This is a genomic window from Undibacterium sp. 5I1 (assembly GCF_034314085.1).
Taxonomy (GTDB): domain Bacteria; phylum Pseudomonadota; class Gammaproteobacteria; order Burkholderiales; family Burkholderiaceae_D; genus Undibacterium.
Map to the genome: position 1 here is coordinate 546,369 of NZ_JAVIWI010000001.1, position 14,969 is coordinate 561,337.

The 14,969-nt window shown below is 46.5% G+C and carries 11 protein-coding genes; 5 read left to right on the forward strand and 6 right to left on the reverse strand.

Translation table 11 applies throughout. From position 1 onward, the window contains the following. Positions 1–308: 308 nt before the first annotated feature. From glp to RGU72_RS02325, 4 genes are all read right to left on the reverse strand, one after another. On the reverse strand, positions 309–1,700 hold the full coding sequence (gene glp / locus RGU72_RS02310) for a gephyrin-like molybdotransferase Glp (RefSeq protein ID WP_322118193.1): 1,392 nt from the start codon (positions 1,698–1,700) through the stop codon (positions 309–311). A 69-nt stretch (positions 1,701–1,769) separates the two neighbouring features. Beyond that, a complete protein-coding gene (gene mobA / locus RGU72_RS02315; RefSeq protein WP_322118194.1) occupies positions 1,770–2,393 on the reverse strand; it encodes a molybdenum cofactor guanylyltransferase MobA in 624 nt (207 codons plus the stop codon). Positions 2,394–2,890: 497 nt separating this feature from the next. After that, entirely contained in the window at positions 2,891–4,018 is a 1,128-nt protein-coding gene (gene moaA, locus RGU72_RS02320; RefSeq protein WP_322118195.1) for a GTP 3',8-cyclase MoaA, read from the reverse strand. Between the two features lie 320 nt (positions 4,019–4,338). Further along, positions 4,339–7,560: an Rne/Rng family ribonuclease gene (locus RGU72_RS02325; protein ID WP_322118196.1), complete on the reverse strand. Its 3,222-nt coding sequence runs from the start codon at positions 7,558–7,560 to the stop codon at positions 4,339–4,341. Between the two features lie 685 nt (positions 7,561–8,245). On the opposite strand from RGU72_RS02325, the gene RGU72_RS02330 reads away from it, so the two are divergent. The 4 genes from RGU72_RS02330 to RGU72_RS02345 all read left to right on the forward strand — a co-directional run bounded on the left by RGU72_RS02330 (position 8,246) and on the right by RGU72_RS02345 (position 11,596). After that, the gene (locus RGU72_RS02330) at positions 8,246–9,268 is read left to right on the forward strand and encodes an RluA family pseudouridine synthase (RefSeq protein ID WP_322118197.1); all 1,023 of its coding nucleotides are present in this window, start codon (positions 8,246–8,248) and stop codon (positions 9,266–9,268) included. Between the two features lie 238 nt (positions 9,269–9,506). Next, positions 9,507–10,166 carry an HAD-IIIA family hydrolase gene (locus tag RGU72_RS02335; RefSeq protein ID WP_322118198.1) on the forward strand — a complete coding sequence of 220 codons (660 nt, stop codon included), beginning with the start codon at positions 9,507–9,509 and terminating at the stop codon, positions 10,164–10,166. 35 nt (positions 10,167–10,201) lie between these two features. Next, positions 10,202–10,567, forward strand: a complete 366-nt coding sequence (locus tag RGU72_RS02340) for a Rieske (2Fe-2S) protein (RefSeq protein ID WP_322118199.1) — start codon at positions 10,202–10,204, stop codon at positions 10,565–10,567. A 30-nt stretch (positions 10,568–10,597) separates the two neighbouring features. Continuing rightward, complete coding sequence (locus RGU72_RS02345) at positions 10,598–11,596, forward strand: S49 family peptidase (RefSeq protein ID WP_322118200.1); 999 nt, start codon at positions 10,598–10,600, stop codon at positions 11,594–11,596. Between the two features lie 501 nt (positions 11,597–12,097). On the opposite strand, the gene mnmH is transcribed toward RGU72_RS02345, so the two are convergent. Continuing rightward, positions 12,098–13,162 carry a tRNA 2-selenouridine(34) synthase MnmH gene (gene mnmH, locus RGU72_RS02350; RefSeq protein ID WP_322118201.1) on the reverse strand — a complete coding sequence of 355 codons (1,065 nt, stop codon included), beginning with the start codon at positions 13,160–13,162 and terminating at the stop codon, positions 12,098–12,100. Positions 13,163–13,166: 4 nt separating this feature from the next. Then, positions 13,167–14,009 carry an arylesterase gene (locus tag RGU72_RS02355; RefSeq protein ID WP_416200097.1) on the reverse strand — a complete coding sequence of 281 codons (843 nt, stop codon included), beginning with the start codon at positions 14,007–14,009 and terminating at the stop codon, positions 13,167–13,169. Between the two features lie 34 nt (positions 14,010–14,043). Between RGU72_RS02355 and RGU72_RS02360 the strand changes: the two genes are divergently transcribed. Next, on the forward strand, positions 14,044–14,748 hold the full coding sequence (locus RGU72_RS02360; RefSeq protein ID WP_322121547.1) for an ABC transporter ATP-binding protein: 705 nt from the start codon (positions 14,044–14,046) through the stop codon (positions 14,746–14,748). Positions 14,749–14,969: the final 221 nt, after the last annotated feature.

Below are 14,969 nucleotides of genomic sequence, written 5' to 3' on the forward strand. Positions count from 1 at the left end.
TTTTATTTGTCACTGAATACAGGAAACATCTAAAGCAAATCATTATATAGACGCAGAGGATGCCAAGCTAGATGGTATTTGTATGGAAGCATGAGTTTAATATTATCGATTGGGAATATTAAATTTTTACATATACTTATAGTGAGTATATATTTTCTATCCATGTATTAATTGGTCTTTGGTATATTTTTATTAAAAATAATGGGGAGTATATTTAATATATCGATTTTTACTTGTGTAAATTTTTAAATGCGAGCTTCATTTTAGATGTTAATTCGCACCTGAAGGTAGCCACTTTAGTTGGCACTTCAGATCAATCCCTCAAACAATAAAATATCAACTTTTTCACCGGCGGCGATATCGGCCTGATCGTGGTGTAGCACCACCATGCAATTGGCCTCTGACATGGAACGTAAAATCCCGGAGCCTTGCGATCCGGTGATACTCACTTGTAGTTGTCCATTGGCTGCGACCGAGACGATGCCGCGCTGGTATTCGGTGCGTCCGGCGCGCTTCCGCAGAGCGACGCTTGAGATGGCTGGCACCAGCGGCAGCGATGTTGATGACGATGTTGATACTGCCACGGCACCCATCATCTGCAACAGTGCATCGCGGACGAAAAAATAAAAACTGACCATCACCGCGACGGGGTTGCCTGGCAGGCCAAACAGATACGCGCCTTTTCCATTAGTCTGCTCAGACTGATCAGACTTATTTGACTGAATTTTGCCAAATGCCATTGGTCTGCCTGGACGCATAGCGATACTCCAGAAGGCGACATCGCCTAATTTTTCCATCATCTGTTTGGTGTAATCCGCTGCGCCGACCGACACGCCACCAGAGGTAATGATGGCATCTGCGTTTTCGCCAGCGGAACGAAAAGCGGCTTCCAGCGATATCGGATCATCTTTGATCACGCCCATATCGATGATCTCGCAGCCGAGCCGGGTCAGCATCCCATATAAGGTGTAGCGGTTGCTGTCATATACGCAGCCTAAATCGAGGGTTTCTCCCCGCGATCGCAGTTCGTCACCAGTTGAGAAAATAGCGACACGCAAGCGGCGTTGTACGGCCACTTCAGCCACGCCTAACGACGCTAATAAACCGAGATCGGCAGGCCGTAAAATTTTGCCTTTGCTTAGCGCTGTTGTGCCAATCGCTAAGTCTTCGCCTTTGAGGCGACGGTTATCGCCAGCATTTATTTTTGCCGCTGGTATGCGGATTTGCTTTGATTCTGTCGCTTGCTTACTGTCGCTTATCTCAACAGTCCATTCTTGTGGAATCACTGTGTCGCAGGAGCTTGGCATCACTGCGCCGGTCATGATGCGTATACATTCCCCTCGTTGTACTGCGCCTTCAAACGCGCGTCCGGCATAAGCGGCGCCGACGACTTTTAATGTGAGGGTTTGGTTTGTTGTATCGCTATGGTCTGTAGCTTTTTTTTGTAAATCACTACCGATAAACGCATAGCCGTCCATGGCAGAATTATCATAAGCAGGGACGTTAATGCCAGACAGAACATCGGCGGCAAGTACACGCCCAAGCGCTTGACGTATGGCGAGTTTTTCTACCGAGTCAATTGGCGTCACAAACTGCTGGATGATCTGCTGTGCCTGCGCGACGGGTAGGGAGTTTGGGTCGTAATCCGACAAACAGCTAAGGAGATGATGCAGGTTTGCGGCTGGAGTGTTGGCGCTCATAAAATAGTTTGATTCGACTTAGTTAGATTCGATTTAGTTAGATCGGGTCAGGTTGGAGTGTGAATTTAGTCAGGCTTCAAATTGTCGCAAATCTTGCAGCGTATTGATATTACGGAAGGCGGCGACATCTTCAAATACCACTTCGACACAATGCAGGCTTGCATGCCAGGCATCTACTTTACGCCCGCCATGTCGTAAAAAATCACTCAGCTGCGGCAGCAAGGAAATTTTCATTAAAGAAAATACCGGGTGCGCCTGCTTGGCAATGACGTTGCCATTGGATTCCATTGTGACAGCGACGGCAAGATCCGCGTTTTCTTGCAATAACGCTGCTGCCAGATGCTCTACCAGATTGACGGGTAAAAATGGCGAGTCGCATGGCACACTGGCTAGATAGGGCGTTTTGCAATGAGTCAGGCCGGTTTGTAATCCGGCTAAAGGACCTAAAAAGTGATTATCATCATTCTCGGCGTGATCTGGCCAGACTGGCGCACCAAAACGCTCGTAAGTGAGTAAGTTTTGGTTGGCATTGATGAGCATATTGCCGACTTGTGGCGAGAGGCGCTGCAACACGTGCATCGCCATCGGCAAACCGCGAAAAGTCTGCAAACCTTTGTCCACGCTGCCCATACGTGTACCACGACCACCTGCGAGTATCAGTCCGGTAATGAGTTGCTTATCTATGCTGGTCATGTCTGCGAGCCATGGAATGTGTTGCGATTTAAGTTCTGGAAGTTACTGGAGCTTATGCGAATAAGCTTAAACCCAGATTTTCCATTAGACCGCTATCACTTCGTAGAAACTCAGGCGGCATGCGCTGTTCAGAGAAATAGTACCACCGCGATTTGAGTGCGAGCGCTACAGCGACAATTGTACCTTTGGCGAACTGCCTGGCGTTGTTGCTCCCCCTAGCAAGATGCAGCTTGCGTCGTCGTCGCGTCTAGCCAGTCAGTCAGTCCGCCAAAGGCACACTTGTCGCTGTTCCAATGGAAAATCTGGGTTAAACCCAGAGACATTCTTATCCTTTGTTATAGATCAAATAATGGTGGCATACAAATATACTCCCCATTATTTTTATAGAATATGCCTTATTGACCAAATATTATATGGAGGATATAAAATATACCTGGTAGGAGTATATTTACTTATTAACAGCCGCCGAAGTCGCTTACCGAAGTTAGCCACCGAAGTTAGCCTCCAATATAAGACATCTCCACTTTTTTCCTGGTGATCTGAAGTTCATCCGTATTTTGGCTACGTAATTCCGAATAACGATCAGTACGTTGCTGCCATAGTTGTTTGATGACATTGGTGATGGCAAGATCACTGTGCTGCTTGTCATCATCTCTGATTAAGGCGCGTAAATCATGACCATGGCTGGCGAACAGGCAAGTGTACAGCTTGCCCTCGGTAGATAGCCGGGCGCGGCTGCAATCGTGGCAAAAACTTTGTGTGACGCTGGAGATCAGGCCGATTTCACCGCTACCATCGACATAGCGCCAGCGGGCGGCGGTCTCGCCTGTGTAATTTGCATCGATTGCCTGGAGCGGCATGCCGGCAGCGTCGATGCGCCTTACTACCTCTGCCGATGGGATGACTTCATCTAACTTCCATCCATTTGAGGCACCTACATCCATGTATTCTATAAAGCGCAAAATATGGGGCGTGTTTTTAAAATAGCGTGCCATTGGCACGATCTCCTGATCATTTAAACCCGCTTTAACGACCATGTTAACTTTGATTGGACCAAGCCCCGCCTGATGCGCTGCCGCGATGCCTTCAAGCACATCGGACACCGGGAAATCGACATCATTCATTTGTTTGAAAGTGGCATCATTGAGCGAGTCCAGCGATACCGTGACACGGCTTAAACCAGCGTCTTTCAGACTTTGTGCTTTGCGCGCCAGCAATGATCCGTTGGTGGTTAGGGTCAGATCAAGATCGCGTCCGTCCAGTGTTTTTAAACTGCTTAACATGGCGATCAGCTTTTCGATATTTTTACGTAACAAGGGCTCACCGCCGGTCAAGCGGATTTTACTCACGCCGTGGGAGATAAAGATACGGGCGATGCGGGTTATTTCTTCAAAATTGAGCAGCGATGTATGCGGTAAAAACCGATAGTCTTTATCAAAAACTTCTTTCGGCATGCAGTATACGCAGCGGAAGTTACAACGATCTGTTACCGAGATGCGGAGGTCATGCAAAGGACGTTGCAGGCTATCAAGCAACTGTCCATTTGGTTGCTCTAATAAACCTGGAACGATCAGCGCTGGCTGTCGTTGCCGGAAGTCGGCTAGTGGGATAAATTTTTCAGACATTGAATTCAAAATAAGTGGTGCAGTGTTAGCGAATCAGAACCGATGAATCAAATCAGCCAAACACAATTAGTCAGACAAAACTGGTTGGGCAAAATTAGCGAAGCGGAATCAATCCAACCGGGTGATCAAATGATGTGCAGAGCAAAAAGATACCACGAGATGGAATAACTGGTTGAATACAAAAAAACGACCCGACAACATTGCTGTTATCGAGTCGTTATTTGTATGCATTTAGATCTGCATTTAGATCTGTATTAAGAACCGTATCCAGTACCTGAATTTAGACGCTAATGAATACGATAAAAATACAAACAGCGCATTTACGGTGCAGGTGTTTTCTTAGTTTCCATCATTACTAAGGGTTCTGATGAGACTGGCACCACCGGTTTGCGTTCGCGTGGTACACGCGGTGCAACATTAACGGTTGCCGCTGCCGCTTGTGCCGCACGCAATTTTTCTGGATCGGTGCTCGCCAAAGCTAAACCTGCTTGCTCTAACATAGTATTTAAGCTTTCTACAGGCATAACGACAGGTGCAACCGGTTTCATAACAGGCGCACTTGGTGTTGCTGCTTCGACCGAAACCGCCTGATGCAACGCAGCCGGCGTTGCAATGTCAGCTGTAACATTACTTGCAACCTCAGTTGCCACATCAGAGCTAGCGGCACTGACGATAGTTTCAGCTGGCTTGGCAGACGCTGGCGCTACTTCAGTCGCCGACACTGCTGGCACTAACAACGCTGGTGCTGATACAAGATCAAGACTAGCTTGCACCGGTGCAGGAGTCTCAGGTGCAGATACTATTGCAACTGGCGCAGCTTCAGCAGTAGTCACAACATGATTGACGATTGCTGGCTCTGCTGCTTTGTCTATAGAAACCGTGGCGACAGTAACCGGCGCAGAAGTGACTGCTGTTACAGGTTCGGTTGCAGATTCTGGCATAGAGATGGGTGTTGAAACAGGATCAGGTGCAGAAACCGGAGTAGTTGCAGGAGTGGCAGCAGGAGTAGCTGCCATACCGGATGCCGTACTAAATACAGCAACCGGCGCTGTAACAATTTCAGGCACCGCAGTCGGCGATATCGCTGGCGTTACCAATGATAATATCGGTGCAGGTGCTTGCTCTACCTCAACATGCTGACGGGTCTTATGCGCCTCATGCCCTTCATGATGGTCATTTGCTTCTTGGTTGTCATTGCTCTCATTAGTATCCGTAGTGTCGCCAGCTTCACGATCACGACGATTACGATTGCGACCACCGCGACGACGACGACGACGGCTTTCGCCTTGCTCGCTGGTCTCAGCGTCAACCGGATTGCCGTTGGCGTTTAAGGCGAGATTGGTGTTGTCCACGGCTTCATTATTCACCGCGCCTGGCGTAACTACTGCCGGTGCTGCTGTTTGGGTATTGGCAGTTGTATCCAAAGACATTGTTTCAGTAGCTACGCTGTCTTTGCGCTCACCACGCTGGCGTGGCTGACGATCACGACGTCCTTCCGGTTTGCCTTCTTTAGCTTCAGTGCGGCCTTCTTGCGGCTCGCGGTCTTCACGTGGAGGACGCGCTTGCTTTGGTTGGCGTTGCTGTTGTGGCTGAGCTTGTTCTGGCGCAGCAGTTTTTGTCGCTTCGTCTTTTACTTCTTTATCAGCACGTGCATTGACCGGGCGTTCTTCTTTATCATCACGATCACGTCCACGATTATTGCCGTTGCGGTTGCCATTGCGATTGCCATTACGACTGCCACGATTATTACGATCGCGCTCACCACGGTCTGAACGCTCGCGAGTTTGTGTTGCATCCGTTGTTACAACGCTAGCGACAGCAGGTTCAGTCGGTTTAGAGCGGAACAGATTCAGAAACTTAGTGAAGAAGCCTTCACTTGCTGCTACAGGTGCGACAAGCACTGGTGCGACGATTTCCTTACGTTCTACGATAGGTGCAGTGTCAGGTGTAATGCTCTTGACCATCGCTTCTTGGCGTGGCTTGATGTCTTCTTTCTGACGCTTGCTGTAGCCGATGTCAGTGTCTGCCTGCTCTGCCATTGCATAACTGGCGTGAGATTCTTCCAAGCGCGGATCGTCATGTTTCAGACGTTCTAACTTGTAGTGAGGTGTTTCCAGATGCGTGTTCGGGATCAGGATGATAGTGACGCGATGACGCGTTTCTATCTTCAGAATTTCACCACGTTTTTCATTCAGTAAGAAGGCTGCAACGTCAACAGGCGATTGCACATGAATCGCTGCTGAGTTTTCTTTCATTGCTTCTTCCTGGATGATGCGCAGGACTTGTAAAGCAGATGATTCGGTATCGCGGATATGACCTGTACCATTGCAGCGCGGGCAAGTAACATGGCTACCTTCCGACAGGGAAGGGCGCAGACGTTGACGGGACAATTCCATCAGACCAAAGCGCGAAATTTTCCCCATCTGGACGCGTGCGCGGTCATAGCGCAGGGCATCTTTTAAGCGGGTTTCGACTTCACGCTGGTTTTTAGCGTTTTCCATGTCGATAAAATCGATCACGATCAATCCGCCCAAATCGCGCAAACGCAACTGGCGCGCTACTTCTTCGGCTGCTTCGCAATTCGTATTGAAAGCCGTTGTTTCGATATCGCCACCACGGGTAGAGCGCGCAGAGTTGACGTCAACTGAGACTAAGGCTTCCGTGTGATCAATCACGATTGCGCCGCCCGATGGCAATGGTACTGTGCGGCTGTAGGCGGTTTCGATCTGATGTTCGATCTGGAAACGGGAGAACAGCGGCACGTCGTCACTGTAACGCTTAACACGGTGCACCATGTCTGGCATAACGTGGCTCATGAACTGCTGAGCTTGTTCGTAGATTTCGTCAGTATCGATCAGGATTTCGCCGATATCCGGTTGGAAATAATCGCGGATCGCGCGGATCACGAGTGAGGATTCTTGATAAATTAGGAAGGCGCCAGCAGAAGATTTACCTGCACCTTCAATCGCACGCCAAAGTTGCATCAGGTAATTTAAATCCCATTGCAATTCATCGACATTACGACCAATACCTGCGGTACGGGCAATCACGGACATACCGCCTGGTAGATCCAGTTTGTCCATGGTTTCGCGTAGTTCTTGACGATCCTCGCCTTCCACGCGACGGGACACACCACCGCCACGCGGATTATTTGGCATCAGAACTAAATAGCGACCTGCCAAAGAGACGAAAGAGGTAAGGGCAGCGCCTTTATTGCCACGCTCTTCTTTTTCGACCTGGACCATGATTTCCTGGCCCTCACGTAACGCATCTTTGATGCTGGTGTTACGGACGTCGATACCTTCTTTAAAGTAGCCGCGGGCGACTTCTTTAAAAGGCAAAAAGCCGTGACGTTCTTCGCCGTAATTGACGAAACAGGCTTCAAGTGAGGGTTCAATACGAGTGATAACGCCTTTGTAAATATTGGACTTACGTAATTCACGTCCGGCGGTTTCGATATCGATGTCGATGAGTTTTTGCCCATTGACGATGGCGACGCGCAGTTCTTCTTGCTGCGTTGCATTAAATAGCATGCGTTTCATTTTTTACTCCGTGACCTTATGGTCATCTTTTGTTGCTACCTCTATAGAGTGAGGCTGGCAACTTGCTTACATTGGGGATGTATGCGAGAACGGAGAGTTTGAGGGGGCGGGAAATGCCTCAGGCGCAACAGAAATAAAAATTGCTGGGCGAGTAGCTAAACGAGTGAGCGAGGATATTTTTCGCTGCATCTTTTCAGTACTGCCATCATTCTTCTCATTGTTCTATTGCGCACTAGGCGCGGATAGTTTCAACCGTGGATCGAGTGCACATGTCCCCCGCGTTATCTGATTCCTATTTTTTGTTGCAACAGGAAGACAACGCCAGGCGATGAGCAACTTGATGAGCGCCAAACCATCTTTAATAAAATTGTGTTTGGCAGGATCGATCACACTGGATTAAAACTATCAACCTGCAAGCACACCTGTAATAAATATACAGACATCTCTTGCTGGACTTATCCTTACAATTCAAACCTTCTGATCCAAATCATTACGCAAAATCCGATTACCACAATTGGTTGTAACCCTGACCAGCATAATGATGTGCATACACATCTTTTCCATCGAATTTGCAAATTGGCGAGGCCGACGGACATGCCCCTGTGTAGAATACGCGTTTGTTCCACCATTTATTCCTACACCTACTACAGCCTAAAGCTGAAGCGAAAATGATTATATATTCAAAATGAAGGACTTAGCGATAAATAATAGGAAGCCACCTGAAAAACAGGCGCAAGAAAGTACTTCCAGCCATCCCTCACAAGCGTCGTCGCAAGTTCAGCCGCAGGTTCAGCTCGTTACTATCGAAGAAGAGGACGCAGGTCAGCGCATCGATAACTATTTGATACGCATCTGTAAAGGCGTACCAAAAAGTCATGTGTACCGGATTTTGCGCTCGGGTGAGGTCAGAGTAAACAAAGGTCGTATAGATCAGCTATATCGCCTTAAAGAGGGCGACGTGGTGCGTATTCCACCAGTCCGTATTGCAGAAACATCAACGCAAGTCGTACCGGGGGCAGAATTTACTATCTTGTTTGAAGATAAACAGCTCTTGATTATCGACAAACCTGCTGGCGTTGCCGTGCATGGTGGTTCTGGTGTTAGTTACGGAGTGATTGAGCAACTGCGCGCTTCTCGCCCGGATGCTAAATTCCTGGAGCTAGTTCACAGACTGGATAGAGAAACCTCAGGTGTTTTACTGTTAGCAAAAAAACGGTCGGCCTTGACTAATTTGCATGAGCAAATGCGTGACGGCAGTACCGACAAGCGTTACCTGACCTTAATCCATGGGGACTGGAAAAATGCGCGTCAGCATATTAAGCTGCCGCTACATAAATACACGACCGCTGAGGGTGAGCGACGGGTTCGGGTGCAGGCTGATGGCATGGAGTCGCATACGGTATTTTCTCTAAAGAAAAAATATCAAGACTACGCATTATTAGAGGCTGAATTAAAAACCGGACGCACACATCAAATCCGCGTGCATTTATCCTCTAGCGGTTTTGCGATCGCAGGTGACGATAAGTACGGTGACTTTGCGCTAAATCGTGCTCTATTAAAGCCGAGCGCAGATCGCGGCGTTTTGAAGAGAATGTTTTTGCATGCACATCAGATTACTTTTATGCATCCGGAAACAGGCGAGTCAATGACGCTTAACGCCAAGTTGCCAAAAGAATGTGAGGATTTTTTGAAAACGCTTAAAGGCTAAAATAAAAGCTGATCAGAACTTCATAAACCCAATAAGCTTAATATTTTATTATTATTGAAATAATTTAATAGTAAAATACTTACTTCCACAACATCAAATAGTCGGCAGAAAAGCTTATTCATTTCTAAATTATTAGTCCCATTGTTGTCTTCGTCTTGCTGCCTTAAGTTCAGTAGCTTGGTACTTCAATGTTGATGATTTGCAAAAAGAATTATGCGGTTTGCGGTGAATAAAGAATATGGCAAAAAAGCAATTTGATTTTATCGTGTTTGACTGGGACGGTACTTTGATGGATAGCACGGCAACCATCGTTCACTGTATCCAGGCGTCAGCAAAAGATCTTGGTTTGCCCGTACCCGACGAGAAAGCAGCATCCTATGTGATTGGATTGTCGCTCATGGACGCCATGCAATCGGCGATGCCTGATATTGATCCTAAATATTATCCCCGCATGGTTGAGCGTTATCGTCACCACTATCTGGCAAAAGATCACGAGTTGCCTCTGTTCCCCGGTGTACGGCAAATGCTGACGGAATTGTCGCAAGAAGGTTATTTCCTTGCGGTAGCAACGGGCAAAACGCGCGTAGGTTTAAGCCGTGCTTTGCATACGGCGAATTTGCTGTCGGTATTTGATGCGACTCGTTGTGCTGACGAAACGTTTTCTAAACCGCACCCAGCAATGTTACAAGAGCTGACCCGGGAGTTGGGGCAAGACATGCAGCGCACCGTCATGATTGGTGACACATCACATGATTTGTTGATGGCGAGTAATGCAGGTGCTGCGGCAATTGCAGTGGAATATGGCGCGCATGATGCAGCATCCTTACATTCTTTAAACCCCTTATATTCTGCAAAAACAGTTGGCGAGTTGCATGCATGGTTGAGCTGCAATGCCTAAGGCTTATTATCTTGAAGATCTGACAGGACGGAGTCATGACTGAAATTACGATTTGCGCCTCGGCTGATCTTAAAGAAGGTGGCAATGGGATACGTTTTCCAGTGACTGCCGGTGGTCATGATGCGACTGGATTCGTGATTCGTTACAAAGGTGCCGCGCATGCCTATTTAAATCGCTGTGCGCATGTTCCGATTGAGCTGGATTGGAACCACGGTGAGTTTTTTGAATCCAGCGGTTTATATATTATGTGTGCTACTCATGGCGCAATCTATACGCCGGATACTGGCAATTGTACGGGTGGTCCATGCCGTGGCGGTCGCTTGAGAAAACTCAATATCAATGAGCAAGAGGGAAAAATTGTCTGGTACCCGGATGATTACGTCACACCAGTAATTGCCTGATTTTTTTAAAAATTATTCTTAAAAAATTGTATGACAGAAAATTCTATGATTCCCGAAAATAACACCCCAAGTTCTGCGACAAATAGCTTGTCTCAATCTGGCTGGGAGCGGACTTTTTTAGAAAAGCTGGCGAGCGAATCATTAAAAGAGCAACGCTTACGTCGCCGTTGGGGTATCTTTTTTAAATTGATTTTTGTCGCACTGATACTCGGCGGTTTCTATTTCTTTAGTGATTATCGTACTTCAGAAATGGATAATCCTGGCCGGCATACAGCATTGGTTGAGATTAATGGTGAGATTGATTCAGAAGGTAATGCCAGCGCACAAGCGATTATCCCCGCGCTCGACCGGGCTTTTTCTGACGAAGGTTCGGTCGGCATTATTATGCGCATCAATAGTCCTGGCGGCAGTCCAGTACAGGCCGGCATGATCAATGATGAAATACAACGATTACGTAAGCTGTATCCACAGAAGAAACTATATGTGGTGGTGGATGAAATGTGCGCCTCCGGTGGTTACTATATTGCTGTTGCGGCAGATAAAATTTTCGTCAATAAGGCTAGTGTGGTTGGTTCTATCGGCGTGTTGATGGATGGTTTTGGCTTTACCGGATTGATGGAAAAATTGGGCGTAGAGCGACGCTTAATGACTGCTGGTGAGAACAAGGGATTTATGGATCCATTTTCTCCTCAGACCACAAAACAAAGAGCGTTTTCGCAGGAGATGTTAAACGATATCCATCAGCAATTTATTGCAACTGTGCGTCAAGGTCGAGGATCTCGTTTGAAAGAAACGCCAGAAACTTTCTCCGGTTTATTTTGGATCGGTAGCCGCGCTGTTGAGATGGGTTTGGCCGATGATTTTGGCACAATTGACAGTGTTGCACGCGACGTTTTAAAAGCAGAAGATATTGTTGATTACACGCAAAAAGAAGGCTTGCCAGAACGTGTGCTTAAGAAGTTTGGCGCGTCTATCGGAAGCGGCGCAATTTCTGCAATGACCAAAGTGAAGGCACCGGGTTTGCGTTAATGCGCAATCAGTAAATACTCGCAAATTCAGATTAAAAACTCAGATCAATTTCAGCAATATTGTTTGGTTGATTTTTTTAATCTTGATTTGAAATCGATAGTTATTTTTATCTTCTTCATCGCTAAACCTTGTTATATATTAGGTGCGTAACTGGTTCAAAGAAGGAGGTCGATATCGATAAACGACAACAGCGAACGACAAGAACTTTTTCATACCCAAGTTGGATCGAGTGAGTTCCGGTTCTTTTTAGCGTTCCGGTTATTATGAGGTGGAATGAGTAGTAATGCTCTATCGGGTTTCATGTAGTTTTTTTGAAATTGCAATTACCTTAGTAATACAAGTAACACCTACAATTTGTGTAATATCATTCCGTATTTAATAGCGGATTAGAGGTCTCTACGATTCCTCATAATGTCGCTGACACAAGGACAAAAAGACGGTGGTGCAATGCCACCGTTTTTTACGTTTAGAAATTTTTGTCAGCTCGCCACCATTTTTAAATCAAACTATTTTCTCTAAAATACGGCTCGCAGTCGCCTCAAAATTTTGCGTTTCTATGCCCGTCTGCAAGATGGCATCTGATTGCGGATATTGTAAAAAATTTTTATCGATAGACCGTAAGTAAGCTGGGTCGTAATGCTGTTGCAGCAGTTCTTCGACCAAATTTTCCATCTGGCCATTGCTTGCATAATGTTTCCAATGCTGGATTTTTTCTTTGCCGTGTAAGCTGACCAGGCAATCCAGCTGGCGATTTAAATTTTCTGCGTCCTTTACAAAATGAACATAGTCTTGCATCAATAACTGCACCCGGTCGGTAGTTGTCAAACTAAGTGCAATACAGGGCGCGGCTCGCATAGTTTGTATGATTTGATCTGGTACGCGAAGGTTGCCTACTTTTTTACTTTCTGATTCCACAAACACGGGCTGGTCTGGATCAAAGTGTCGTAGTGTTTGCCAAATCTGGCTTTCAAACATTTTTTGTGAGGGTTGTGGCTGGCTCGGTAAATGTCCTAAAACTGAGCCACGATGCATGGCTAGCTGTTCCAGGTCTAGTACTTGCGCACCTTGGGTTTTTAGGGTCTGTAATAAACGACTTTTGCCGCTGCCAGTAGTGCCACAAATCACTTGCCATCGTATCGTATCTGCTATCGTTGGTAGCGCTTGGTTAACGTGCTGACGATAGTTTTTATAGCCGCCGTCAAGCTGCACGACTGGCCAGCCTATCTTGGCAAATATATGTGCCATTGATCCGCTACGGTTACCGCCACGCCAGCAGTAGATCAAGGGCTTCCAATCTTTTGGCATGTTTAAAAAGTTGGCCTCTACATGGTTGGCGATATTTTTTGCCACAAGGACTGCACCGATTTTTTTAGCCTCAAATGCGCTGACCTGTTTATAAATGGTACCAATGCGAATACGTTCTTCGTCAATTAAAACAGGACAATTGATGGCAGTTGGGATGTGATCCTCGGCAAATTCAGACGGACTGCGAGCATCAATGATAGCGTCAAACTCACTAAGTCTAGGCATTACATCATTGAAGCTGATGAGTTCTGGATATTTCATTGAATTATTTTTTACCTGATGTAGTCACTGGCGTCGTTGATTGCTTGATAGATGAGCTTATTGGGGAGCCAATTAATGGACTCAATTGAGGCCAGACATTGTCGAGTATCGCTGGATGTGCTGCAGCGACCATGTGAATGCGATCAGCCTGGAATAGCTCGGGCTTGTCCGCAACGCCTTCTAATAGAAATGGGACTAAATTGGTTTGCTGTTCTTTGGCGACTTTGGCATAGATAGAGAAAAATCGTTCTGTGTAATCACGACCATAATTGGGTGGAATTTGCATACCAATCAATACCACTTTGGCTTTTGCTTTTTTGCTGGCGATCACCATGTCACGAAAATTTGTTTCTGATGCACCCAATGCCAGACCGCGCAACGCATCGTTACCGCCAAGTTCGATCACCACCACGTCGGGATGATATTGGGTCAGCAGTTTATCTAATCTAGCTTTGCCACCGCTAGTGGTTTCGCCGCTGATACTGGCGTTGATGACGGTGGCAGGAATTTTTTTCTCTTGCAACCGTTTTTCTAATAATGCGACCCAGCCGGTACCACGTGTTAAGCCGTATTCTGCAGATAAGCTATCGCCAAGCACGAGCACAGTTTTTGATGCAGAATGATTTGCTGCATGTACTATGGGTGCTGAATTTGCCATCACTGTTGTCGCTAGTAAGCTGATCGATAAAGTGGTCAATAAGTTGGTCGATAAGTTGGTCGATAAGTTGATCGACGAGCGGGCAACTAAGTTGCGCCTTAACATGACGATCTCGCTAAATAATCTAGCTAATGAACGAGTCAATTTGCTGCATAATTTCAGCACATTTTTTTTATTTGAAAAAAGCATGAATCTTCCTAAAGAATTGCCTGTGGACCTAACAATGAACGCATCAGCGAATCAGAATACTAATTTACGACTCTCTATTGAAGTCAAACAGTTATCCAAGCAGGTCAGCGATGCAACCGGTACCCTTAATATTTTGCGAGAAATTGATTTTACCGCGCAAGAGGGGGAGACGCTTGCGATTGTTGGTGCTTCTGGCTCGGGTAAATCAACTTTGCTTGGTATCTTAGCTGGACTGGATACACCGAGCGAAGGTAAAGTGATCTTGGACGGGATTGATATTTTCTCCTTGGATGAAGATGGAAGGGCGCAGTTTAGAAAAGAAAAACTAGGTTTTGTTTTTCAATCCTTCCAGTTATTAGCGCATTTAAGCGCGCTGGAAAATGTCATGCTGCCGCTGGAGTTACGTAGTGATTCTCAAGCACGGAATAAGGCAACTGAGATGCTAGGGCGGGTGGGCTTATCTAGCCGCTTGCAGCATTATCCAAAATATTTATCTGGCGGTGAACAGCAGCGGGTGGCATTGGCACGTGCTTTTGTGACTGAGCCGCCTTTACTGTTTGCCGATGAACCGACCGGGAGTTTGGATGCTGTGACCGGCGAGGCAGTAATCCAGTTAATGTTTGCGCTCAATCGGGAACGTGGATCAACTTTAGTCTTGGTGACGCATGATTTGTCGATTGCGGCGCGCTGCGCCCGCACCATAAAAATCACCGCAGGCCGTTTAGATTTGGGAATTTGATGCTTTGTGCTTTGATAATGTGACTTTGATGCGGTGACTTTGATACGGTGACTATAATTCATAGTATTTTTGCAATAACACATGGAATTTAATTTTGATGAAATAGGGGAGTATATTTAATTATCTAGAGATAATATGGGCAATACCTATGATTATTGGTTATACTCTAACTGAGTATATTAATTTTTTCAGGTAATTTACCTCATTTCGCCTGATGTCAT